Genomic DNA, 21,773 nt, shown 5'->3' on the forward strand with positions numbered 1-21,773 from the left:
CGCAACGGGGCCCCCTCCGGATGGGTCCGGAGGGGGCCTCGGTCTGGAGCTCAGGCGGTCACTTCCCGTCCTGGACGGCTCCCTTGACGTGCTGGGCGGCACGGGTGGAGTCGTCCTTGAGCTCGCCGGCCTTCTGCTGGCCCTCGCCCTTGACGTGCTCGGCGCCCTCGGCGGCGGTCTCCTTGACGGACTCCATGGCCTCCTGGGCCTCGGACTTCAGGCTCTGGCCCATCTCCTGGGCCGCGGACTTGGCCTCGTCCACCACCGGGCCGGCCTGGTCCTTGAGCCGCTCCGCAGCGTCCTGCTCCTTCTGGGAGGCCGGGATCAGGGAGCCGACCAGCCAGCCGGCGCCCAGGGCGATCAGCCCGGCGGCCAGCGGGTTGCCGCGCGTGCTGCGGCGCACCGTGGCCGGGGCGTTCTGCACGGCGTGGACGGCGTCCTCCGCGCGGTCGCGCACATCGTGGGCCACGCCCTCGGCGGCGTGCTGGACGTCGTAGGCGGCGTTCTCCGCCTTGGCGCCCAGCGTGGGGGCCTGGTGTGCGTACGGGTCCGGGGTGCCCATCACCGACTCCTTGAGGTTGCGCACGCCCTCGCGGACGCGATCGCCCTGACGATGGGCGGCCTTGGTGGGATTGACCTTCTCCGCCAGGGCGTCCACGTCACGGCCCAGCTCCTGGCGGGTGCGCTCGATGTCGGCGCGAATCTCATCGGGGTTGTTGCTCATGGGGTCTCCTTGCTGGGGTTCAGGGTCGCAGGGATCTCCTGAACGGTCTCCTGGGTCTGCGGCAGACCCTTCATGCGGTCGAAGTGCTTCTTGCCCATCTGGGCCAGCACGGCTGCGGCGATGCCCCAGAGCACGGCCACGATCAGCGCGGCCCAGCCCAGGTGCATGAGCGAGCTCAGGGCCCACATCAGCGCCATGGACAGGAACAGCAGCAGCAGGAACCCGGCCACAGCGGCTCCGGCGAGCATGCCTGCGCCGGTGCCGGCCTTCTTGGCCTCGGCGGTGGCCTCGGCCTTGGCCAGGGTGATCTCCTGGCGCATCAGCGTGGTCAGGTGGTCGGCGAAGCTGGTGAACATCTCACCGAGGGACTCGGTGCGCGCCCGGTGCTCGGCCTCGGGCAGGGGGGCCTCGGTGGACCCCACGCCGCTGGCCTGCTCCCCCGGTGCGCCCACGCCGCCGACCGGCGGTCCGAAGTGACGGGGGTCGGTGGTCACGAGCGGCCTCCCGTGTTCTGGGTTCCCGGAGTGTCCGGGTACTGGGTGCCCGGGACACGCGGGGTGTCCGGGGTTCCCGGCGTGCCGGGAGTGCCGGGGGCGCCGGGAGTGGGCGGAAGACCGGGGGTGCCGTCCACGGCCGGAGCACCGGTCTGGATGCCAGGCTGGGAGTCCAGGGTGTCCTGGGGAGCGTAGGCCGGCGGGGCGGCAGCGGGCACCGGAGCCGGGGAGCCGTAGGTGCGGCGCGGCACCAGTTCACCGGAGGTCTGGGAGTCGTCCTGGGCGTCCTTCAGCCCGCGGGTCAGTCGACCGGCCAGCAGTCCGACGCCGGCGGCGATCGCCAGGAACGTGCCGGGCCGGCGCGCGGCGAAGCGGCGCACGTCCTCCAGCAGGTCCTGGGGCTCCTTGGTCTCCAGCTGCTCGGTCAGGGTCCGTGCCCGCTGGGAGATCATCGAGACGGCCTGGTTGACCAGGTCGGACTCGGGCTTCTCGCCGCGGGAGATGCGCTCGAGGTCATCCGAGACGGTGCGGGACTGGCCGGCCAGGCGCTCCTGCTGGGCGGAGAGCTGGAACCCGACCTCGTCCTTGGCGGATCCGGCCAGGGACTTGACCTGCTGGACGGCCTCGTCCTTGACGTGGCCGACCTCCTCGCGGACGGTTCCCGCCACGTCACGCACGGCGTCCTTGGCCTCGTGGCCGAGCTGACCGGCCTCCTGACGCGCCGCATCCTGGGCCGCGTCCTTCTTGCTGACCGTGCCGGGCACGTTCGCCGACTGATCCGGGTTCGTTGTCATGGGGTGTCCTTCCGATCCCGGCCGCCGAGCCCCACGGACAGGAGCAGGCGGCCTCCGTCCTGACGTTAGGCCCGGCACCGGCTCCTCACCAGGGGCCGAGCGGCTGTACGCAGACAGTGAACCCCCCTATGCAAGCCGGGGGGAGCCTGAGGTATCGGAGCCCTCGACCGGGCCCGATGGGCCAGACTGGGGGCATGCACATCATGACCGTCTGCCTGGGGAACATCTGCCGATCGCCTGCCGCGGAGGCGGTGCTGCTGCACCGCCTCGAGCAGGCCGGGCTGGAGGACGTCACGGTGAGCTCGGCCGGCACCTCCGACTACCACCTGGGTGGGCCCCCGCATGAGCTCAGCCAGGCCGAGGGGGAGTCCCGCGGCTACGCGTTCACCACGGTGGCCGCGCAGTTCAGCGCCGAGGACTTCGACACCACGGACCTGATCCTGGTGATGGACGAGTCCAACGGCGAGGACGTGCGCGCGCTGGCCCGGACGGCCAGGGATCGGGCCAAGGTCGTGCCGCTGGGCGCCTTCGCCTCGGACGCGGCCGAGTCCGGAGCCCGCGCGGTGCCGGACCCCTACGGCCACCCGCGGGAGGCCTATGTCTCCATGTACGACCAGATCGAGGAGGCCGTGGACGGCCTGGTGGCCGCCCTGCAGGACGGCTCCCTGGAGGAGACCGTCCAGCGGCACGCGGTCTGAGAGCCGGCCGGGCGTGCTTCTGCACCCCCGCACCGGAAACCCACGCCCCTGCAGGGGAGGGAGTTTCCGGGCCGGGGGTGAGGAACGGTCAGGGGTGGTCGGCGAGGACGTCCAGCAGCTCGCGGGCCACGGACTCCTTGAGCGCTCCGCGCTGGAGGGCGCGGAGCGTGGTGACCCGCGCCATCTGCTGGTAGGCGAGGCGGACGTCGTCGGGAAGGCCGTCCTGCACCAGTTCGGAGAGCACGTCCAGGTGACGACGCACCGTGCCCACATCACCCCGAGCCACCGGTCCGGTCAGGGCCGAATCGCCGTCGGCCAGTGAGTTCTCCAGGGCGGCGTGCATCAGCGGGGAGAGCATGCGGTCGGGCTGTTCCACGCCGATCGACTCCAGCAGCTGGCGGGACTGCGCTGTCAGGGTGACCAGGTGGTTCGAGGCGTGCGCCAGGGCGGCGTGATAGGTCCCGCGGTCGGCCTCGGCGATGACCACGGGCTCCCCGCCCATCTCCACCACCAGCGCCTGTGCCACCGGCAGCACGATCCCGTCCGCGCTCACCCCGAACATGCAGTCCTTGAGCCGGGCCAGATCCAGACTCAGTCCGGTGAACGTCATGGCGGGGTGGATGGCCAACGGGATGGCCCCGGAGGCGCGCGCAAGATCCAGCACGGAGGTGCCGTAGCGGCCGGAGGTGTGCACCAGCAGATGCCCGGCCTGCAGGTGACCGGCGGTGGCCAGACCGGAGACGAGATCGGGCAGGACGTCGTCCGGGACGGCCAGCAGCACCAGTTCGGAGCGGCGCAGGATCTCGGGGATCTCCAGGATCGGCACGTCCGGCAGCAGGGCCTCGGCGCGGGTGCGGGAGGCCTCCGAGACGGCGTGGACACCCGTCACCACGTGGCCGGCGTTGCGCAGGGCGGCGCCCAGCACGGCACCGACCTTGCCGACGCCGATCACGCCGACGCCGAGACGGCCAGGGCGCTGGTCCGGGGTGGAGGTCATCGGGCGGGCTCCTGGGGTGGGGACGGGGCTGAATCCACAGCCACGGCGGACGGGCGTTCGTCGGAGAGCTCCTCGACCTTCTCCACGGCCTCCACGGTGCGCCGTTCGAACCGGGCCCGCTCCTCCGGGCGCATCCACTGGTTGCGGTCGCTCATCCGGCGCGAGACCGCGGCGATGGCCGACTCCTGCTCGAACAGCTCCAGCGCCACCGACACATCCGCGTGCCGCAGGCCGGGCGTGACCGGACCCATGGTGGAGTGCAGGTTGAGGACGGCCAGACCGAGCCGACGCTCCAAGGGCCCCTGCTCCACGGACAGCGACTGCACACGCTCGTGCGGCATCAGCGTCAGCCGGCGGGTCAGCCTGCCCCCGCGGATCAGCATCATGGTCTGCGTGCTGCGCACCGCGTTGCGCCGCCAGGTCAGCGGATCCACCCAGCGGGCGCTGCGCGGGGAATGACGGTAGCCCTGGTCCTCGCCGGAGCCCACCACGCCCGTGCGGATGATCTGCGCCGCCTCCTCGCCCTCCCGCACGCCGGGATCCGGGGCCACGACGCTCAGCACGCGCAGGACGTCCTCGAACGGACCCACCGGCAGCACCAGTGACTTCTTGGCGTCCGCGGCCTCGGACAGGCTGCCGTACCCGGCCACGTTCACCACCATCCGGTGCCAGCCGAACGGACGCCACAGCAGCGGCTGGTGCACCTTGATCGCCTGGACCCGCCCCGGCGGCACGGTCTGCTGGCTGGTCTCCAGCAGGCCGTAGCGAAGGCGCAGCCCGTCCGAGGCGGTGGCCACGGTGAAGTTGTACCCGGAGTTGAACTGCGACCACACGGCACCCACCGAGGAGATCGCCACCGGGATCGAGCCCAGCAGCACACCGCGCGTGGCCTCCGGCGGCAGCTCCTGCCCGTTGAACCACCAGATCACGCCCAGCACCACGCCCAGGGAGAGCGCCGCGACCACGAGCGTGGTCATGCCGGTGCCCAGCAGCACCGAACCGATCAGCCGTCCGGCAGGGACCTGGAGCATCACCTGCTCCGGCGCCTCGGGCAGGCCGGAGCGGCCCTTGCCCACCTGCCCGACGACGGCCCCGGCGCCTTCCAGCGCCAGGTCCCGGCCGTCGTCGGGATGGGGGTGTCCGGAAGGATCCGCAGGATCTGACGGGCCCGCGACGGCGCGGGCCTGGGGATCGGCGGCCACGTCAGGGTCCACTCCGGACTGGATGCCCGAGGCACGGCCCATGATCTCCCGGCGCAGGGCCTCGGCCTCGTCGCGCTTGATGAACTCCAGTGCCATGGCCGAGGAGCCGCCGTCGGCCGCCTCGAACTTCAGCTCCGCCAGGCCCACGATCCTCGCGAGCAGTGGTTGGCGCAGGTCCACCGCCTGCACGCGGTCCAGCCGGACCTCGCGGCGCTGGCGGAAGATGATGCCGGTGTGCAGCTGGACGGTCTCCGGGGTGAGGCGGTAGCGGGTGAACCGCCAGGAGAGAAAGAAGGCGATGAGAGCGAGCACGAAGATGCCGCCGAAGATCGCCAGGGAGATGCCCAGACCCCGGGCGGCGCGGAACTGTCCCCCCTCGAACAGCACCTGCACGACGTCTTCACCGGCGGACTGGATGAAGAAGAAGAGCAGACCGGCCAGCACCAACCAGCCGCGCACCAGGGGACTGATGGGATGGACCCGGTGCCATGCGCCGTCGGCGGTCTGGGCGGTCTGGACGCCATGCGTCCCGTGGGTGCTCTGCATCGGCCCTGGTCCCGGGGCGGGGTGCGGGGCGCTCACAGTCCGGCCAGACGGGTCTGGCCGCGGGCCACCAGCTCCTCCCGGAGGCGGTCGGCCTCCGCGGCGGGGATGCCGGGCAGGGTGGCGTCGGTGGCGGCAGAGGCGGTCTGGAACTCCAGGGTGCGGATGCCGAAACGGCGCTGGACCGGCCCGTCCTTGACATCCAGGTACTGCAGACGGCCGTACGGCACGGCCATCACGCGGCGGAACCAGAGCCCGGAGCGCAGCAGGAGGTCGTCCTCACGCTCGGCGTAGCCCAGGGCACGGACGCGGCGCGGGATCAGGGCCAGGTTGACCAGGAACATCGCCAGCACCACGGCCGGAACGCCCCACGCCAGCCAGGCGGGGTACCCCGACCAGGGACCGAGCAGGTGCAGCACGAGCGGCACGGAGAACAGGGCGGTCCAGATGACCGTGTTGATGATGGCGCTGATGAAGCGTGCGGGAATCAGCTTCGGGGAGACCGGAGTCCACTGCACCCCGTGCAGCTCGATCCCCTGCCCTGCCGCATCAGCTTCGCGTGCGTCTGGTGTGCGGTCCATAGTGCTCATGTCCGTGGTCCCCTTCCCGTCCGTAGGCCGGCCCCTGGTCGGTGCGCGGCATGCCCTGGCGCGGCGTCCCGTTCACACCGTTGCCTCCCCCGGTCCCGTCCTCCGGGGGGATGCGGCAGAACTGCTCCACCACGTATCCCAGGATGACCAGCACGAGTCCGGCGATCACCATGACCCAGGCGTCGTTCGTGGTGCGGCTGCCCGGCCCGGTGGCGCCCAGCAGATGCACCAGCACTCCGGCGTGCCACCCGGCGATCAGTGATCCAGCGTAGGCCCCGGCCTGAGCCAGGACCAAAGTGCGTGCGGCCGCCAGCGGGTCCATCCGTGCCCCCGCCGGGCGATCCTGGTCACGGCGGACTCGCAGGCCCAGCACCAGCACGATCAGCCCCACCGCGGCCAGGGTGATGACCGAGGGCAGGCCCAGCACGGGGGCGCTCAGTCCGGCACCGGCGGTGATCAGGGTGGCGCACCAGCCCAGCACTCCGGCCGCGCCCAGGATGATCAGCAGCCACAGGGGGCGAATGGTGTTCATCGGCTCTCCTCCCGGCGCACGGTGCCCGCGTCCGCCGCCTGGTCAGCCAGCTCGGCCACACGTGCTCCCTCCAGCATGGCCTCGGGGTCCAGCCAGGACCAGGGCGCGAGCACGAACGCCCGTTCACGGGCGCGGGGATGAGGCAGGGTCAGCTCCGGGTGCTCGCTGCGCAGCTGCCCGTAGGCGATCACGTCCACGTCCAGGGTCCGCGGCCCCCACCGCACGTCCCGGGTCCGGTGGTGGGCCTGCTCCACCGCCTGGCAGGCGGCCAGCAGGGCGCGAGGTGAGAGGGTGGTGGACACGGTGAGCACCTGGTTGAGGTAGTCCGGCTGACCGGCAGGCCCCCCGACGGCGGCCGTCACCGCACGCGGTGAGGTTCCGGTCAGCGTGATCCCGGGAGTGTCCGCCAGGTCCTGGACGGCCTGACTGAGCGTGGCGGCGGGATCTCCGAGGTTCGCACCCAGGGCGAGCACGGCGTGGACTGGCTGATCAGGCGCTTGGCCCAGCGCGTCGGCGGTGCCGCTCAAGTCCGGCTCCGGCGGACCGTCACCGAGACGTCGGCGAAGTCGGCGGGGATCGGCGCCTGGGGCTTGTGCACGGTGACCTCCACCGAGGCCGCCACGGGCTGCTCCTGGAGGACGGCGGTGGCGATCCGCAGGGCGACGGTCTCGATCAGGTCGACGGGATCACCGGTGACGATCCGTTCCACGGTGGCGGCCACCTCCGCGTAGTTCGCGGTGGAGGCGAGGTCGTCCTGCGACGCGGCCGGGCCGGCGTCAAGGTGGAGCAGGACATCGGTGATGAAGTCCTGTCCCTCCCGGCGCTCATGCTCGAAGACACCGTGGAATCCGCGCGCACGCAGTCCGCGCAGGGCGATGGTGTCCGGTGCGGCCTCGGTCCCGGTCATGCTCAGCCCTGCTCCGCCTGGCCGGTCCAGGCGGCTGCGGCGAGCACCGCGTCGATCGAGGCGGGGACATCGTGCACGCGCACCGCCCAGGCACCGTGCGCGGCGCTCAGGGCCGTGACGGCGGCCGTGGCGTGGTCCCGCTCGGCCGGGGCCGGCTCCTGCCGAGCGCCACCGGGACGCTGAGTGAGCAGCGTGCCCAGGAACCGCTTGCGGGAGGCCCCGACCAGCACCGGGTGGCCCAGCTGCTGGATCTGCTCGAGCCCGCGCAGCAGCTCCCAGTTCTGCTCGCCGGTCTTGGCGAAGCCCAGTCCCGGGTCGAGGATGATCTGCTCGGGCTTCACCCCGGCGGCCAGGAACCGGTCTCGGACCTCGGTGAGCTCCGCGATCACGTCCTGCACCACGTCGTCGTAGTCGGTCAGGGAGTCCATGGTGCGGGAGTCGCCCCGGTTGTGCATCAGGATGTAGTGCGCCCCGGTGCGGGCGATCAGCTCTGGCATGGCCTCCTCGTGCTGCAACCCGGAGACGTCGTTGATGATCACCTCGCCGAGCTTCAGGGCGGCCTCAGCGGTGTCCGTGTGACGGCTGTCCAGGGAGACCACGGCGCCCGCCGTGACCAGGGCCTCGACCACGGGCAGTACTCGAGCCTGCTCGGTGGCGGAGGCGATCGGCTCAGACCCGGGGCGGGTGGACTCTCCGCCCACGTCGATGAGGTCCGCGCCGGAGTGGTGCAGGGCCAGGCCGTGCTGGATAGCGGCCTCCTGGTCCAGGTACGCCCCGCCGTCGGAGAAGGAGTCCTCGGTGACGTTGAGGATGCCCATCACCAGGGTGCGGTCGGTGGGGAGGTCGGCCAGGGTGCGGCACCTGACCTTGCGCACCACGGTCATCGCTCCGGTGGCCGGGCCGGTGCCCGGTCCTGCTGCCATCGAGTCCATGAGGTCTCCTTTCGAGAGGCGGTCAGCCGTTGAGGATCAGGCTCATCGCCTCGGCACGGGTGGTGGCGTCCCGCAGCTGGCCACGAACGGCGGAGGTGACGGTCTGAGCGCCGGGCTTGCGCACGCCTCGCATGGACATGCACATGTGCTCGGCCTGGATGACCACGATCGCCCCCTGGGGGTGCAGGTGGCTCATCAGCGCCTCGACGATCTCCGTGGTCAGCCGTTCCTGGACCTGCGGACGCCGGGCGTAGATCTCCACGAGCCGGGCCAGTTTGCTCAGCCCGGTCACGTGGCCCTGCTTGGAGGGGATGTAGCCGATGTGCGCCCGCCCGTGGAAGGGCACCAGGTGGTGCTCACAGGTGGAGTAGAAGGGGATGTCCTTCACCAGGACCAGCTCCTCATGGGAGAGGTCGAAGGTGGTGCCCAGGACCTCAGACGGGTCCCGGTGCAGCCCGGAGAAGAACTCGGCGTAGGCCCGGGCCACCCGCGCGGGGGTGTCCCGCAGGCCCTCACGGTCCGGGTCCTCGCCGACGGCCTCGAGGATCTCGCGGACGGCAGCCTCGATCCGGGGCAGGTCGACCGGGTTCGGCGTGCTCTGGGCCGACTCGGCCTGCTCAGGTGTCTCAGCGCTCATCTGCTGCCTCTCGCCTTCTGCGTCTCATGCCCTCAGGGCAGGGTGGGGCCGGTGGACGGTCCACCCGGGGCGCCGCCGTCGCCGTCTCCGGGAAGCTGACCGCCCGGGGTGGGATCCACGGTGGGACCCAGGGAATCCGAGGTGGACTCCGGGTCTACCGGGGTCTCTGAGCCGCCTTCACCGGACTGTCCGTCCGCCAGCTGGGCGCGGCGTTCGGACGGGGAGAGCACCGGGGGGATGTCCGAGACCGGACGGTCCTCGGCGCTCAGCCATACCGGGCGGGGCTCGCGGCGGCGCACCTCGGCGAAGATCTCCGCGATCTGCTCCTGGTTCAGGGTCTCCTTCTCCAGCAGCTCATAGGCCAGACGGTCCAGGATGTCCCGGTTCTCATTGAGGATCCAGTAGGCCTCGGCATGGGCGTTGTCCAGCAGGATCCGGACCTCTTCGTCCACCAGGGCGGCGACCTGCTCGGAGTACTCCCGGCTGGAGCCCATGTCCCGTCCGACGAACGGCTCGGACCCGCCGGAGCCGAGCTTCACCGCACCGACCCGGTTGCTCATGCCGTACTCGGTCACCATCTTGTGTGCGGTGTCCGTGGCCTTGGAGATGTCATTGGAGGCGCCGGTGGAGGGGTCGTGGAAGATGATCTCCTCGGCCACGCGCCCGCCCATGGCATAGGCCAGCTGGTCCAGCAGCTCATTGCGGGTCACCGAGTACTTGTCGTCCTCCGGGACCACCATGGTGTATCCCAGGGCCCGGCCGCGCGGCAGGATGGTGATCTTGGTGACCGGAGCCGAGTTGCGCAGGCCAGCGGCCACCAGGGCGTGACCGCCCTCGTGGTAGGCGGTGACCTTGCGCTCGTGCTCCTTCATCAGGCGCGTGCGCTTCTGCGGCCCGGCCATCACGCGGTCCACGGCCTCGTCCAGAGCGCGGTCGTCGATCAGCTGCGCGTTGGAGCGGGCGGTGAGCAGGGCGGCCTCGTTGAGGACGTTGGCCAGGTCCGCGCCGGTGAACCCGGGGGTGCGCTTGGCCAGGGAGCGCAGGTCGATGCCGGGCACCATGGGCTTGCCCTGGGCGTGGACCTCGAGGATCTTGGCGCGCCCGTTCAGGTCCGGGGCCTCCACGGGGATCTGCCGGTCGAAGCGTCCTGGACGCAGCAGAGCCGGGTCCAGCACGTCCGGGCGGTTGGTGGCCGCGATCAGGATGACGTTGGTGGTGGAGTCGAAGCCGTCCATCTCCACCAGCATCTGGTTCAGGGTCTGTTCGCGCTCGTCGTTGCCGCCGCCGATGCCGGCACCGCGGTGACGTCCCACGGCGTCGATCTCGTCCACGAAGATGATGGCCGGGGCGTTGGTCTTGGCCTGCTCGAACAGGTCACGCACACGAGAGGCGCCCACACCCACGAACATCTCCACGAAGTCCGAACCGGAGATGGAGTAGAAGGGCACGCCGGCCTCACCGGCCACGGCCTTGGCCAGCAGGGTCTTGCCGGTGCCGGGAGGGCCGTACAGCAGCACGCCCTTGGGGATCTTGGCGCCCACCGCCTGGAACTTGGCCGGCTCGGCGAGGAACTCCTTGATCTCATGCAGCTCCTCCACCGCCTCTTCGGCGCCGGCCACATCCGCGAAGGTCACCTGGGGCATGTCCTTGGTGATCAGCTTGGCCCGGGACTTGCCGAACTGCATGACCTTGCCGCCGCCGCCCTGCATGCGCGAGAGCAGGAACCAGAAGAGCAGGGCGATCAGGATGAACGGGATCATGAAGCCGAGCATGGAGAGCAGCCAGTTGCTCTGCACCGGCTGGTCCGTGAAGCCGTCCAGGGAGGAGGAGTTGACCTCCTGCACCACGTCCTCGGCGCGCGCCTCGGAGAAGTAGAAGTAGACGTTCTTGCCCAGGTCCCGGCCGTCCAGCTCCAGGTCCTCCCGCAGGGTGAGGTCCACCCGCTGCTCGCCGTCCTCGATCTTGGCCTGGGACGCCTTGTCGTCCTTGAGCAGTTGGATGCCCACGTTGGTGTCCACGCGGGCGTTGCTGCCCTGGGTCAAGGCGGGCACGATCAGCAGGAGCAGCAGGGAGGCGAGCACGATCCAGATGATCGGTCCCTTGAAGATCTTCTTGGCGTCCAACAGCTCTCCTGACATCACGACAGCGGCCCGCCCAGCCACCGAGGATCAGGGGGCGCAGGGCACAGCGGTACGCGTCCACGGTACCGGCCCGGCCTGAGAACTCGGCCACCCGTTCGCGACCGGTGGACAACGACCCCCAGATCCGCGGCGCCTGACCCGGATTGTTGCCAAGCTGTCGCCGTCCAGCCACTCAGACTCGATTCGGCGACAGGACCGCATCTCTCGGGAGGCATTGCCCCGCATCCGACGCCCCGCCCCAGCCGAACACTGTCCACAGGAGATCTGCATCCTGTGGACAACCCACCGAACAGTGCGCCCAGAGGACTCACACTGATCAGATGGCAGCCCCGGAACCGATCCCCGTATCACTGCACGGGCGGATCTTCACTCGATCGGAGGCCCTGAATGCCGGCGTACACCCGGAACGACTCCGCCGCCGGGACATCCTGCGCGTCAACCGAGGAAGGTACCGCTGGGTCGGAGATCGGGTAGCCGACCGCGGTCCGCGCCGCACCCCACCGCAGAGCTGGAGGGCATCGTCCGAGAGATCTCTCCCGCCACGGCCGATCACCGGGCCCGAGCGGTGTTGGACGCCATCCCCGATGCCGCCCTGTCCCACACCAGCGCCGCTGCCGCACGCGGTTGGTGGCTGCCACAGAGGTTCGTGACGGAGGCTCCGGTCCACATCGCCCGCCCTCCCCATCGGCCACCGACCTCGCGCCCGGGCGTCACCACCCATCGGCTGGCCTTGGAGCTGGAGGACATCGCAGTGGTCGACGGACGGAGGGCGACCTCAGTGGAACGGACCTGGCTGGACTGTGCCCACCTGTTCAGTGTCGACGAGCTCACGATCCTGGGCGACTCCCTCGTCCGGACTCCCTACGCCTGGGTGGAGGAGCGCCGGCCGGCGGCGTGGACCACTCCCGGACGTCTCGAAGAACAGCTCCAGCGCTCGACCGGCGTCCGCGGGATCACTGTGGCCCGGAAGGCTCTGTCCTTGATCCGGGTGGGATCGGACTCTCCCAAGGAGACAGAGCTGCGTCTGGCCCTGATCATGGCGGGGCTGCCCGAACCCCAGCTGCAGGTGCAGTGCTGGGATCCGGAATACAGTGCCCATTTTCCGGCCACCGCCGACCTGGGGTACCCGCAGTGGCGCATCGCCATCCACTACGAAGGACGTCATCACCGGTCCGAGGAACAGCTCCACCGTGACATCCGCAGGGAGCAGGCGTTCGTCCGGCAGGGGTGGACCAACCTGAGGTTCGATGCCGTGGATGCCGCCCAGGGATTTCGGACGGCCGTGGAGCAGGTCAGACGAGTGCTGAGTCAGTCGCCCAGCGGGGTTTCAGCGCGTCGCTGAGACTCGACTGATGCGGAGATGTCGCCCAGCGAACAGCGGAGATTCGCTCGGCGACAGGACCGCATCACTCGATCCACAGACGGGCGCGGGTTTCAGTCTCGCGGGCGCAGACCAGCCCACCGCGGGGAGTGGCCCGTCAGGAGTAGACGTGCGGCGCCAGGGTGCCGATGAAGTCCAGGTTGCGGTACTTCTCGGCGAAGTCCAGGCCGTAGCCGACCACGAACTCGTTGGGGATGTCCTTGCCCACGTACTTCACGTCGATCTCGACCTTCATCGCCTCGGGCTTGCGGAGCAGCGCGCAGATCTCCACCGAGGCCGGGCCGCGGGACTCGAGGTTGGTCTTGAGCCAGGACAGGGTCAGACCGGAGTCGATGATGTCCTCCACGATCAGCACGTGGCGGCCCATCAGGTCGGTCTCGAGGTCCTTGAGGATGCGGACCACGCCGGAGGACTGGGTGCCGGAGCCGTAGGAGGAGACGGCCATGAAGTCCAGCGTGACGTGGGAGTGCATGGCCCGGGAGAGGTCGGCCATGATCATCACGGCGCCCTTGAGCACGGCCACCAGCAGGACGTCCTTGCCCTCGTAGTCGCGATCGATCTGGGCGGCCAGGCCCTGGACGGTCTCCTGGATCTGCTCCTTGGTCATGAGCACGTGGTCCAGGTCGCCGTGAACGTCCTGTGCATCCATGGGGGCTGCTCCTGCAGTGTCGAGTGGCCGCGGTGGGCCGAGGGGGACGGGGTCAGCTGGGCGCACGCTCTGTGGCCGAGCCGGGGGCGTAGAGCACCAGTCTCGCATACCCCGCAGCCCGCTCACGGTGGGCGACGACCCCACCCGGCAGCTGCACCGGACCGGCCGAGCCTCCCCCCTGCGAGCGCGCCGCGACCAGCCGATCCACGGCCTGCGCCCGCTCCCGCGTGAGGTCCCGCGCCCCACAGGCCCGGGCGGCGGAGAGGAGGACGCGCAGCCGCACGGCGGTGGGCAGGGCGGCCAGTCCCTCCAGGTCCAGGGCCAGTGAGTCCAGAGTCACACCCTCCCGACGACGGCCGGCGCCTTCCCCGTCCAGCTCACCGGGGGTGCCCCCCGGCAGGGTGAGGCGGGTCAGCTCGTCCTCGGCCCACAGGTCCAGGGCCTCGGCGTCCTCGGCGGCGATCTGTGCGGTGCGAGCGAGCGCCCCCCGCAGCCCGGGCGAGAGTCCCGTCTCGGGGTCCTCGAGGGCGGGCAGGATCTGCGTGCGCACGCGCGAACGGAGATAGGCGGGGTCGGCGTTGGCGGGGTCCTCCCACCACTGCAGTCCGGCCCAGCGGCAGATCTGCTCGGTGTCCTGACGGGTCAGCTCCAGCAGCGGTCGTAGGATCGGTCCTCGGCGCACGGGGATGCCGGCCAGGGACCGGGTGCCGGAGCCGCGGGCCAGTCCCAGCAGCACCTGTTCGGCCAGATCGTCCCGCGTGTGGGCGAGCAGGATGGACTGCGCCCCGGTCGCCTGCAGCGCCTGGTCGAACGCCTCGTGGCGGGCCTTCCGCGCGGCCGCCTCCGGCCCTGCTTCGGCTCCCGGCTCGCGGCCCGTGGGCACGTGGACTCGTCGGACGAGGACCTCCTGGAACCCCAATCGGCGCGCGCACTCGGCAGCACGCCGAGCCACCTCGGCCGAGTCCGGGTGCAGTCCGTGGTCCACCACCAGCGCCCCGGTGTGCAGCGGTGGAGGCATGTCCCCCGGGGGCAGGGCGCAGCCGCCAGACCGTGCGTTCTCCTCGAGACGTCGGACCTCGGCGAGCGCCACCGCGAGCGCCAGGGAGTCCGCACCGCCGGAGAGCCCGACCAGCACACTCCACTGGCCGCGGATCATCTCCTGCACCGCACGCACGGCGCGCTGCAACGGCTGCGGCCACCGGGTCGGCGGCGGCCAGAGATCCGGGCCGGACGGGGTGCTCAGGACCGACCCCGCATCCGCTCGACCCACTGCTGGGGGTGGTGCAGCTCGGTCTCGGTGGGCAGGTGCTCGGGCCCGTCCCAGACGATGTTGAACGCGTCCATCCCCATCTGCTGCACGGCGTGCTTCACGAACCGTTGGCCGTCCCGGTACTGGCGCATCTTGGCGTCCATCCCCATCAGGCGGCGCATCCACCGGTCCAGGGCCGAACGGTGGGCGGAGCGATGGTCGAAGCGCTGCCGGATGGTCTTCACGGTGGGCACCACGGAGGAGTCGATCCCGTCCATCACCACGTTGGCATGCCCCTCCAGCAGGGACATCACGGCCGTCAGGTGGGACAGGCGAGCCTTGTCCTCGGGGTCCTGGATCAGGTCCAACAGTCCCATGGAGGCGGACGGGACCTCAGCGTCACCGGAACCCGAGGCCTCAGGTGAGGGGCCGTCGTCGGGAACCTGGTGGCGGGGACTCCCCCCGGAACGGGCGCTGCCGGCCAGGGAGCGCAGCCCGGAGGTGAGGCGGTCCGGGAGGGTCTCGGCCTTGTCGAACATGCCGGAGACGAGTGCGGTGATCTCGGTGCGCAGGTGCTCGCGCAGCCAGGGGGCGGCCGCGAACTGCACGCGGTGGGTCTGCTCGTGCAGGCAGACCCAGAGGCGGAAGTCCTCCGGGTCCACGTTCAGCTCCACCCGGACCTCGGCGATGTTCGGTGCCACCAGCAGCAGCCGTCCACCCTCCGGTCCCGGGGCGGTGCCGTCCGGGCCGGGCAGGGCGCAGAAGGGCTCGTACTGGCCCAGGACCTTGGAGGCCATGAACGCCAGGACGGTGCCGGCCTCCACCCCGGTGGCGGTGGTGCCCAGGGCGGTGGAGGCGCGGGCGAACTCCTCCGGGCGGGTCTGCCGCAGGTGTCCGAACGCCGGAGTGAGGAGCGTGGAGAAGGCCTGCACATTGGCCTGCGCCCAGGTGGGACGGTCCACCACGAGGACCTCGGAGTCACGCAGGTCCCGGGCGGCGTCCAGTCCGGTCAGCCGGTGCACGTGCTCCACGGAGGCGTCCGCGGCCCAGCGCAGACCGTCGGCCTCCTTGAGCGCCTGGCGGCGGGTGAACCGGGGTCCGGCGGTGCTCAGACGGGCGGCGGTGGCGGCGGCCAGGTCCCAGTTGACCAGGGACTGCGGGGCGGGGGTGGTCTGCATGACTCCATCCCACCACAGGAGTCTGGAGGTGGGGTGGGTCCGGCGTCGGTCAGAACTGCTCAGCGCAGCTCAGCGGGCCGGCGAGGCGCCCGCGGCGTGGTCGGCGGCGGCCTGGAGCAGACCCGCCAGCTCCTCGGCCTGCACGGCCCGCGCCGTGGCCACCACCGCGCGCAGCTGGTCCGCGGTGCCCAGCATCGCCAGCTGGGAGGCCAGGGTCGCTGGGAGGCGGGGGTCGTCGTCGGGAGATCCTGACGGGGAGGACTCCCCCGCGGGCCGAACGCGCGAGACGCCCGTGGACAGCACGGGATCGGAGTCCTGCACCTGCTGGAGCACGGCGGGCAGATCGGTCTCGTCCTGGCGCTCCTCCAGCATGACCAGCCGCTCGTACACCGCCGGGTTGCCGATCTTGATCCGCTGGGCGCTGATCAGCTGGGAGAGCATGGGCGCGGAGAGTCCGAGCACGCCCGCGAGCGCCCGCTGGCTCAGCCCATAGGCCTGCATCACCGCGCCGAACCGCTCGGAGAGGGGCATGCCGTACAGGGCACGCTGCTGGTCGCGGTGGTCATCCGGGGCGGAACGCATGTCCTGATTGTGCACTTGAGTGTTTGCAGACGCAAAAGGACAGGTCATCTCTCGAGACACTCGCGGCCGACCACCGACCTCGGGGCAACCGGTCGGGTCTGCCACACTGGACCGTGGAGCATCGGGGCCGTCGCCACCACGGGACGCATCCCGCCCCATGAGGGGTTTGCAACTGCGAACAAGTGGGGTACATTTGCACCAGCAAATCTGTTGTCCCGATCACGTCCAAGGGGAATCATGAACGGATCGCATCGCACCCAGACCATGGGAGGCCCGGGGATCGCCCCCGGCTCCCACCCCGTCCACCGGGCCCCGCTGGCGCGGGTGACCCGAGCGGCACTGGCCACCGCCCTCGCCACCCTGCTGGCCGTCGTCGGGATGGCCGGGCTGATGCCCGCCTCCGCGGCCGCAGTGGTTCCCGTGGTGACCAGTCCCTCCGCCACCCCGGACGCACCGGAGGGCGGATCCGAGCTGCAGCCGGTGGTGGTGGTCATGGACTACTCCTCCTCGATGCTGCAGGCCGACGCCGATGAGGACGGGACCACCCGGCTGGAGGCCGCTGAGGCCGCCACGCTGAACCTGATCGACAAGGCCCCGGACGGCGCGGACCTGGGCGTGGTGGTCTACGGCGCCAACACTGTGGAGGACTGCGCGGACATCGAGACGGTGCAGTCGGTGGCGCCGCTGAAGAAGGGCGACCTCAAGAAGAAGATCGAGGCCCTCAACGCCGTGGGCGAGACCCCGATCGGCGCCTCCCTGCTGCACGCGGCGGACGAGCTGAAGGACCACGACGGCGAGAAGTCGATCATCCTGGTCTCCGACGGCGAGGAGAACTGCTCCCAGCCCCCGGCCTGCGAGGCCGCCCAGGACCTGGCTGACCGCGGGATCGACCTGACCGTGCACACCATCGGGTTCAAGGTGAACGACCAGGCCCGTGATGAGCTGACCTGCGTGGCCGAGGCCACCGGCGGAACCTACGTGCAGGCCGAGAACGCCGAGGAGCTGGAGAGCAGGCTCGAGACCAAGACGGTCCGCGCCTTCCAGGGCTACGTCCCGCAGGGCACCCCCGTCACCGGCGGCGAGACCCTGCACGCCTCTCCGCAGCTCGCCCCCGGGCAGTACCTGGACAAGTACGAGAAGGGCGGGTCGAAGATCCACGCCGATGACGGCACCCTGAAGTTCTACAACCTGGGCACCATCCAGCCCGGAGAACGCGCCCACTTCTCCGCCCTGCTGATCCCGGACCAGTCCGCACCGGCCGAGCGCGGGGCCTCCTACGCCGGCCTGAAGGTCGAACTGGTCAACGGCCAGGGCGTCAGCTGCTCCAGCATCGACTCCGCCTACCGTGGCGACGACGACGGCGGTCGGCCGATCGCCGGCTATGTGCGCAGCAAGGACTACGCCCAGGAGAGCAGTGAACGCTGCTACTCCGACGGCTCCGGTCAGCTCTATGCCAAGGTGATGCGCACCAGCAACCGTCAGAGCGACCTGGCCCTGCCGGTGGAGCTGAAGTACGTGCTGGAGCCGGCCGTGGACGAGTCCAGCCTGGACACCCCGGCCAGCGAGGCCGAGCCGGTGCAGTCGGTGACCCTCTCCGACGCCCCGCAGGCGATCGCCGGTGGCGGTAGCTTCAACGACGCCACCGAGGTGGACTCGGGCACGGTCCTCACCGACTCCACCATGCCGATGGAGAGCCGCTACTACCGGATCCACGTCGGGTACGGCCAGCGACTGAACGTGCGCGCCTCCCAGGCCAATGTGGACGACGCCGGCCCAGATGGAATCCACGTGGATGTGTACTCCGCCGTGCGCAGCCCCGTCCGCACTGTGGGCGATGACCTCCTCTACCGCAGCGGCACCGGTGAGACGGCCACCCAGAGCATGCGGGTGCCGGTCAGCCAGTCCAACCGAGACGGCTCCGTGGGCAGCGACGCCTACCTGGCCGGTGACTACTACGTGGTGGTCTCTGCGCGGAAGTGGACCGGGGACCGCAATCGCGAGCCCTACCCCTACGACCTCGCCCTCGAGGTGACCGGCGAGGAGCAGGACGGACCCATGGTCGCAGACCCGGGCCTCGGCCAGAATCCCTCCACAGTGCAGGACGGGCAGGAGACCCAGTCTCCCGACGACGGCACGGACCAGAGCGCCCAGCCCACCGAGGGCGCGGGTCAGGAGAGCGAGGCCCCCGTGGCCGGTGCGGGCGGTAATGACGCCGCAGCACCGGGTGACGGTGAGCCGCAGGCTGCGTCCTCTGTCCGGGACAGCGCTCCGCTGCCCTGGTTCCTGGGCGGCCTGGCCGGCAGCGCCCTGCTCGGCGGCGTCCTGGTGGCCCTGCTGACCCGCCGCGGACCTGCCGCCGCCGGTGGGGCCTCGGGTGTGGCTCACACCGGACCGACCGCGCCGATGGGCCACCCCGGGGACAGCCGCGGCACCCTGATCAACGGGCAGCCGCAGCCCCCGTACCCGAACAGCTCCCCGCAGAACCCCTACGGCCAGGAAGGACCGCAGCGATGAGCACGCAGAACCCCACGGTCGAGCACCGCATGTCCCGATCCGACCGGGCCGGTCTCGCTGTCCGGTCCGGCCGGCCTGGCCGGGCACCTCGGCGAGCCGCCGGGCTCGCCCTGGCCATAGCCCTGGCCGCGTACCCGCTGGCCACCGCCCTCCCGGCGGCCGCGACGCCCAGCGCGAGCGCGACGTCGTCGGGAAGTGCTGACGCCAACCCCCGCGGACCGGTGCCGGTCTACGAGCCGGCCGGGGAGCAGGTCACCGGCGGATCCGACCTGGCCGGGGCCGTGGAGATCCAGCCAGGGGTCCACTGGGACACCCTCGAGGCCGGCGACTCCGAGGGCGTCTCCGGGGACGGCACGCAGCGGTTCTACACGCTCCCCGCCCTGCAGGAGGGCGAACGGCTGTACGCGGCGGCCGTGCTGGCGGTGGACACCCAGCAGCGCACCGACTCCAACGGCATGGTGGGCCTGGAGTTCCAGCTGGTCAACCAGCAGGGTGAGAGCTGCAGCAGCCGGGACACGACCAACCACTCGGCGTCCAGTCCCAGTGGGCACCCAGTGGTCACCGCCGTCACCGACCCCATGGATCCCGAGCGCAGCTACGGCTGCTTCGAGGACGGTTCCGGGATCGTGGCGGCCCAGGTGCAGCGTACGGGCACCTGGCAGTCAGACACGCCCATGCCGGTGGAGCTGCACTTCTGGGTGGCGCCCCCCGTGGATGAGAGCCAGCTGAATGCGGCCCCCACCAGTGCCGAAGCGCCCCAGTCGGTGACGATCACCGGGGAGGCCACCCCGCTGGAGGGCGGCTCCTCCTTCGCCACCGCCGTGGAGGCCACCCCGGGCCAGGTCCACGAGGTGGAGATCCGCCCCAGTCAGGTGCAGTACTTCAAGGTCCCGGTCGAGTACGGCCAGCGCTTGAACTACCGGCTGGCTCAGGGCAACAACCAGGACGCCAGCGTGGCTCGGGTGGAGGGCAGGATCTTCACCCCGTTGCTCCGGCGGCCCGACTCGACCAACAGCTATGTGCACCTGTTCTACGACACCGTGGGAGAGGTGGTCACCCAGAGCACCTCGGTGACCACCAGCCCGGACAACCACGGGAGCCACAGCTACGGGAGTCTGAGCATCGCCGGGGACTACTACATCGTGGTGTCCGCCTCGAACGCCCGCGCGAACCGCCAGGGCTCCCAGCCCTTCCGGTACCAGCTGGCCGTGGAGCTGACCGGCGAGCCCGGCGGCACCACCGACTGGGTGACTGCCGCGCAGGAGCAGGCCGCTGAGGCTGCTGGCGATGGGGCCGAGAACGGCGAGAACGGCGGCCAGCCGCAGGCCGCCGGTTCGGGCGGCGGCATGCCCACCGGTGCCGAGCTCGGCGCGCTGGCCGGAGGGATCGGGCTCGGCGCGCTGCTCTCCGGCGTGGCCTGGCTGCTGCTGCGCCGCCGCGGACAGCAGGCCTGAGCCGACGGCGCGCCAGCTCACCCTGAGGCCCCGGTGCCGCACACCCGTGCGGACCGGGGCCTCAGTCCGTCTGGGTCCGTCTCAGTCCGCCGCGGTCCAGACCGTGCCCGAGCCGCCCTCCTGACAGATCAGTCGCTGGCTGTCCGCACCGGTGACCACCAGGCCCTCCTCCAGCCAGGTGCAGGAGTCCCCCTCCCGCACAGAGCTGCGGATCGGCGCCCCGGAGGTGCTCTGCGGCGGGGCGCTGGCGGTCGGTGACGCGGTGGACGAATCCGGGGTCGTGGCAGTCGGCGAGGTCGACGTGGGACGAGGCTGGGGGGTGGCGGTGTCCGTGGTCTGAGTCGGTGCAGGAGACGTGGCGCTCGGATCCGGCGTCTCGGGCGCGGTCTCGCTGGTGGCGCCGCCTGTGGGTGACGGGCTCTCCTGGGTTCCCGTGTCCCCACCGCCGCGCGGCCACAGCAGGGCCACCGCCGTCACCAGCCCCACCAGACCGAGCACGATCAGCAGCCAGGGCAGCAGGGACACCCACGAACGGCTCGGCCTTCCGGACGGCGCGGCGCCCGCCGCCCTCGACCCGGTGCCCGGCGCGGCAGCTGAGCCGGCGGACTCGGCACCCACCGCACCGACCTGAGGGGTGCGGGTCGGCGGTGCCGGGACAGTGGTGGGGACCGGGGGCGCCCCAGACGGCTCCTCCCGCCGCCGGGTCTCCTCGGCACCCAGCACATCGAACACCGCGAAGGGCTCTCCCACGGCGGTCAGGTACCCGCCGGTGGCCGTGGTCGGCCGGGCAAGCGTGCCCAGCAGACCCGGTGCCGCGGCCGCAGCGCGCACCCGCTGCTCCGGATCCCGCGCCAGCAGGGAGGTGAGGGTGGAGGCCAAGGAGGGGTCGACGTCGGGAATCTGGGCCAGGGTCCCTGCCGGATCCTGCAGGGCGCGGGTCAGCTCCCGCTCCCCCGCCAGGGTGGGCGCGAGCATGCGCAGGCCCACGACGCCGGCCGCGTACAGGTCCTGGGCCGGCGCGGGGGCCGCCAGCTCCGTCACCTCCGGGGCGAGGTAGCCCGGGGTGCCGTTCACCCAGCCCAGGGAGGTCAGCCGGGGATCGTCCTCGCGGACGGCGATGCCAAAGTCGCCCAGGCGCAGGTGCGGGGTGCCCTCGCCAGTGGGTTCGAGCAGGATGTTGGCCGGTTTGACGTCCCGGTGGATCCAGCCGGCGGCGTGCACGTGGGCCAGACCGTCCAGCAGCTGCAGCAGCAGCTGGGCGGCCAGAGGCGAGGAGAAGGCGCCGTGGTCGTTCAGGGCCTCGCCCAGCGTCCCGCCGGCCACCAGGGGCATGGCGATGGCCACGTCCTGGTCCTCCGCCGCCCAGCCGTACGGGGTGGCCAGGTGGGTGTGGTCCAGCTGGATGCCCTGCTCCCGCACGAACCGCAGCAGCTCGGCCGAGTCCTTCTGGCGCAGCACCTTGGCCGCGCACCAGACGGCCCGGCGCCGGTCCCAGGCGCGCCAGATCGAGCCCGAGCCGCCCGAGGCGATGTGCTCGGCCAGCTCGAAACGCCCGGCGATCACCTGTCCCATCCG

General features: G+C 71.3%; 21 protein-coding genes. 4 read left to right on the top strand and 17 right to left on the bottom strand.

Annotated features, from left to right (window positions below; all coding sequences use genetic code 11):
- Positions 1-58: 58 nt before the first annotated feature.
- From BM355_RS11610 to BM355_RS11620, 3 genes are all read right to left on the bottom strand, one after another.
- Positions 59-724 carry a DUF3618 domain-containing protein gene (locus tag BM355_RS11610; protein ID WP_091698754.1) on the bottom strand — a complete coding sequence of 222 codons (666 nt, stop codon included), beginning with the start codon at positions 722-724 and terminating at the stop codon, positions 59-61.
- Positions 721-1,080, bottom strand: a complete 360-nt coding sequence (locus tag BM355_RS11615; protein WP_177227946.1) for a phage holin family protein — start codon at positions 1,078-1,080, stop codon at positions 721-723. Before BM355_RS11615 ends, BM355_RS11610 begins: the two co-directional genes overlap by 4 nt.
- A gap of 134 nt (positions 1,081-1,214) precedes the next feature.
- Positions 1,215-2,012: a hypothetical protein gene (locus tag BM355_RS11620; RefSeq protein WP_091698759.1), complete on the bottom strand. Its 798-nt coding sequence runs from the start codon at positions 2,010-2,012 to the stop codon at positions 1,215-1,217.
- 194 nt (positions 2,013-2,206) lie between these two features.
- Between BM355_RS11620 and BM355_RS11625 the strand changes: the two genes are divergently transcribed.
- Complete coding sequence (locus BM355_RS11625; protein ID WP_091698907.1) at positions 2,207-2,710, top strand: low molecular weight protein-tyrosine-phosphatase; 504 nt, start codon at positions 2,207-2,209, stop codon at positions 2,708-2,710.
- An 88-nt stretch (positions 2,711-2,798) separates the two neighbouring features.
- Here BM355_RS11625 and BM355_RS11630 read toward each other — a convergent pair whose 3' ends face one another.
- The 9 genes from BM355_RS11630 to ftsH are packed head-to-tail and all read right to left on the bottom strand — an operon-like array spanning position 2,799 to position 11,173.
- On the bottom strand, positions 2,799-3,707 hold the full coding sequence (locus tag BM355_RS11630) for a Rossmann-like and DUF2520 domain-containing protein (protein WP_091698762.1): 909 nt from the start codon (positions 3,705-3,707) through the stop codon (positions 2,799-2,801).
- Entirely contained in the window at positions 3,704-5,455 is a 1,752-nt protein-coding gene (locus BM355_RS11635; RefSeq protein WP_091698764.1) for a PH domain-containing protein, read from the bottom strand. Before BM355_RS11635 ends, BM355_RS11630 begins: the two co-directional genes overlap by 4 nt.
- Before the next feature lie 32 nt (positions 5,456-5,487).
- A complete protein-coding gene (locus tag BM355_RS11640) occupies positions 5,488-6,042 on the bottom strand; it encodes a PH domain-containing protein (RefSeq protein ID WP_374785749.1) in 555 nt (184 codons plus the stop codon).
- The gene (locus tag BM355_RS11645; protein WP_091698769.1) at positions 6,002-6,574 is read right to left on the bottom strand and encodes a DUF3180 domain-containing protein; all 573 of its coding nucleotides are present in this window, start codon (positions 6,572-6,574) and stop codon (positions 6,002-6,004) included. The genes BM355_RS11640 and BM355_RS11645 overlap by 41 nt, the downstream gene beginning before the upstream one ends.
- Positions 6,571-7,101 carry a 2-amino-4-hydroxy-6-hydroxymethyldihydropteridine diphosphokinase gene (gene folK / locus BM355_RS11650; protein WP_091698771.1) on the bottom strand — a complete coding sequence of 177 codons (531 nt, stop codon included), beginning with the start codon at positions 7,099-7,101 and terminating at the stop codon, positions 6,571-6,573. Before folK ends, BM355_RS11645 begins: the two co-directional genes overlap by 4 nt.
- Positions 7,098-7,481, bottom strand: a complete 384-nt coding sequence (folB, locus tag BM355_RS11655; RefSeq protein WP_091698773.1) for a dihydroneopterin aldolase — start codon at positions 7,479-7,481, stop codon at positions 7,098-7,100. Before folB ends, folK begins: the two co-directional genes overlap by 4 nt.
- Before the next feature lie 2 nt (positions 7,482-7,483).
- Positions 7,484-8,413 (bottom strand): dihydropteroate synthase, encoded by a 930-nt coding sequence (gene folP / locus BM355_RS11660; protein ID WP_091698774.1) that lies wholly within the window; start codon positions 8,411-8,413, stop codon positions 7,484-7,486.
- 22 nt (positions 8,414-8,435) lie between these two features.
- A complete protein-coding gene (gene folE / locus BM355_RS11665; protein WP_091698775.1) occupies positions 8,436-9,050 on the bottom strand; it encodes a GTP cyclohydrolase I FolE in 615 nt (204 codons plus the stop codon).
- A gap of 32 nt (positions 9,051-9,082) precedes the next feature.
- Positions 9,083-11,173: an ATP-dependent zinc metalloprotease FtsH gene (gene ftsH, locus BM355_RS11670; RefSeq protein ID WP_091698777.1), complete on the bottom strand. Its 2,091-nt coding sequence runs from the start codon at positions 11,171-11,173 to the stop codon at positions 9,083-9,085.
- 664 nt (positions 11,174-11,837) lie between these two features.
- Here ftsH and BM355_RS11675 point away from each other — a divergent pair.
- Positions 11,838-12,533, top strand: coding sequence for a hypothetical protein (locus BM355_RS11675; RefSeq protein WP_143109493.1), 696 nt, complete (start codon positions 11,838-11,840; stop codon positions 12,531-12,533).
- A 136-nt stretch (positions 12,534-12,669) separates the two neighbouring features.
- Here the strand turns inward: BM355_RS11675 and hpt are convergent, their stop codons facing one another.
- From hpt to BM355_RS11695, 4 genes are all read right to left on the bottom strand, one after another.
- Positions 12,670-13,221, bottom strand: coding sequence for a hypoxanthine phosphoribosyltransferase (hpt, locus tag BM355_RS11680; RefSeq protein WP_091698781.1), 552 nt, complete (start codon positions 13,219-13,221; stop codon positions 12,670-12,672).
- A gap of 52 nt (positions 13,222-13,273) precedes the next feature.
- The gene (tilS, locus tag BM355_RS11685) at positions 13,274-14,407 is read right to left on the bottom strand and encodes a tRNA lysidine(34) synthetase TilS (RefSeq protein ID WP_245760787.1); all 1,134 of its coding nucleotides are present in this window, start codon (positions 14,405-14,407) and stop codon (positions 13,274-13,276) included.
- A gap of 53 nt (positions 14,408-14,460) precedes the next feature.
- On the bottom strand, positions 14,461-15,648 hold the full coding sequence (locus tag BM355_RS11690) for a zinc-dependent metalloprotease (protein ID WP_091698783.1): 1,188 nt from the start codon (positions 15,646-15,648) through the stop codon (positions 14,461-14,463).
- A 69-nt stretch (positions 15,649-15,717) separates the two neighbouring features.
- Positions 15,718-16,230 carry a hypothetical protein gene (locus BM355_RS11695; RefSeq protein ID WP_091698785.1) on the bottom strand — a complete coding sequence of 171 codons (513 nt, stop codon included), beginning with the start codon at positions 16,228-16,230 and terminating at the stop codon, positions 15,718-15,720.
- A gap of 237 nt (positions 16,231-16,467) precedes the next feature.
- Between BM355_RS11695 and BM355_RS11700 the strand changes: the two genes are divergently transcribed.
- Together BM355_RS11700 and BM355_RS11705 are read left to right on the top strand one after the other, a co-directional pair.
- Positions 16,468-18,744, top strand: coding sequence for a vWA domain-containing protein (locus BM355_RS11700; protein WP_091698786.1), 2,277 nt, complete (start codon positions 16,468-16,470; stop codon positions 18,742-18,744).
- A complete protein-coding gene (locus BM355_RS11705; protein WP_091698788.1) occupies positions 18,741-20,198 on the top strand; it encodes a hypothetical protein in 1,458 nt (485 codons plus the stop codon). The genes BM355_RS11700 and BM355_RS11705 overlap by 4 nt, the downstream gene beginning before the upstream one ends.
- 81 nt (positions 20,199-20,279) lie before the next feature.
- Here BM355_RS11705 and BM355_RS11710 read toward each other — a convergent pair whose 3' ends face one another.
- Entirely contained in the window at positions 20,280-21,770 is a 1,491-nt protein-coding gene (locus BM355_RS11710; RefSeq protein ID WP_091698790.1) for a serine/threonine-protein kinase, read from the bottom strand.
- Between the last annotated feature and the right edge of the window lie 3 nt (positions 21,771-21,773).

It is taken from the genome of Micrococcus terreus, from assembly GCF_900116905.1.
Lineage (GTDB): Bacteria > Actinomycetota > Actinomycetes > Actinomycetales > Micrococcaceae > Citricoccus > Citricoccus terreus.

Excerpts from the sequence above, each read along its gene's own strand:
- folE (WP_091698775.1), bottom strand. The coding sequence starts at position 9,050 with ATGAGCGCTGAGACACCTGAGCAGGCCGAGTCGGCCCAGAGCACGCCG.
- BM355_RS11635 (WP_091698764.1), bottom strand. The coding sequence starts at position 5,455 with ATGCAGAGCACCCACGGGACGCATGGCGTCCAGACCGCCCAGACCGCC.
- hpt (WP_091698781.1), bottom strand. The coding sequence starts at position 13,221 with ATGGATGCACAGGACGTTCACGGCGACCTGGACCACGTGCTCATGACC.
- BM355_RS11640 (WP_374785749.1), bottom strand. The coding sequence starts at position 6,042 with ATGAGCACTATGGACCGCACACCAGACGCACGCGAAGCTGATGCGGCA.
- BM355_RS11695 (WP_091698785.1), bottom strand. The coding sequence starts at position 16,230 with ATGCGTTCCGCCCCGGATGACCACCGCGACCAGCAGCGTGCCCTGTAC.
- folB (WP_091698773.1), bottom strand. The coding sequence starts at position 7,481 with ATGACCGGGACCGAGGCCGCACCGGACACCATCGCCCTGCGCGGACTG.
- BM355_RS11625 (WP_091698907.1), top strand. The coding sequence starts at position 2,207 with ATGCACATCATGACCGTCTGCCTGGGGAACATCTGCCGATCGCCTGCC.
- BM355_RS11700 (WP_091698786.1), top strand. The coding sequence starts at position 16,468 with ATGAACGGATCGCATCGCACCCAGACCATGGGAGGCCCGGGGATCGCC.
- BM355_RS11690 (WP_091698783.1), bottom strand. The coding sequence starts at position 15,648 with ATGCAGACCACCCCCGCCCCGCAGTCCCTGGTCAACTGGGACCTGGCC.
- BM355_RS11705 (WP_091698788.1), top strand. The coding sequence starts at position 18,741 with ATGAGCACGCAGAACCCCACGGTCGAGCACCGCATGTCCCGATCCGAC.
- BM355_RS11610 (WP_091698754.1), bottom strand. The coding sequence starts at position 724 with ATGAGCAACAACCCCGATGAGATTCGCGCCGACATCGAGCGCACCCGC.
- BM355_RS11620 (WP_091698759.1), bottom strand. The coding sequence starts at position 2,012 with ATGACAACGAACCCGGATCAGTCGGCGAACGTGCCCGGCACGGTCAGC.
- BM355_RS11615 (WP_177227946.1), bottom strand. The coding sequence starts at position 1,080 with ATGTTCACCAGCTTCGCCGACCACCTGACCACGCTGATGCGCCAGGAG.
- BM355_RS11630 (WP_091698762.1), bottom strand. The coding sequence starts at position 3,707 with ATGACCTCCACCCCGGACCAGCGCCCTGGCCGTCTCGGCGTCGGCGTG.
- BM355_RS11710 (WP_091698790.1), bottom strand. The coding sequence starts at position 21,770 with ATGGGACAGGTGATCGCCGGGCGTTTCGAGCTGGCCGAGCACATCGCC.
- folP (WP_091698774.1), bottom strand. The coding sequence starts at position 8,413 with ATGGACTCGATGGCAGCAGGACCGGGCACCGGCCCGGCCACCGGAGCG.
- BM355_RS11645 (WP_091698769.1), bottom strand. The coding sequence starts at position 6,574 with ATGAACACCATTCGCCCCCTGTGGCTGCTGATCATCCTGGGCGCGGCC.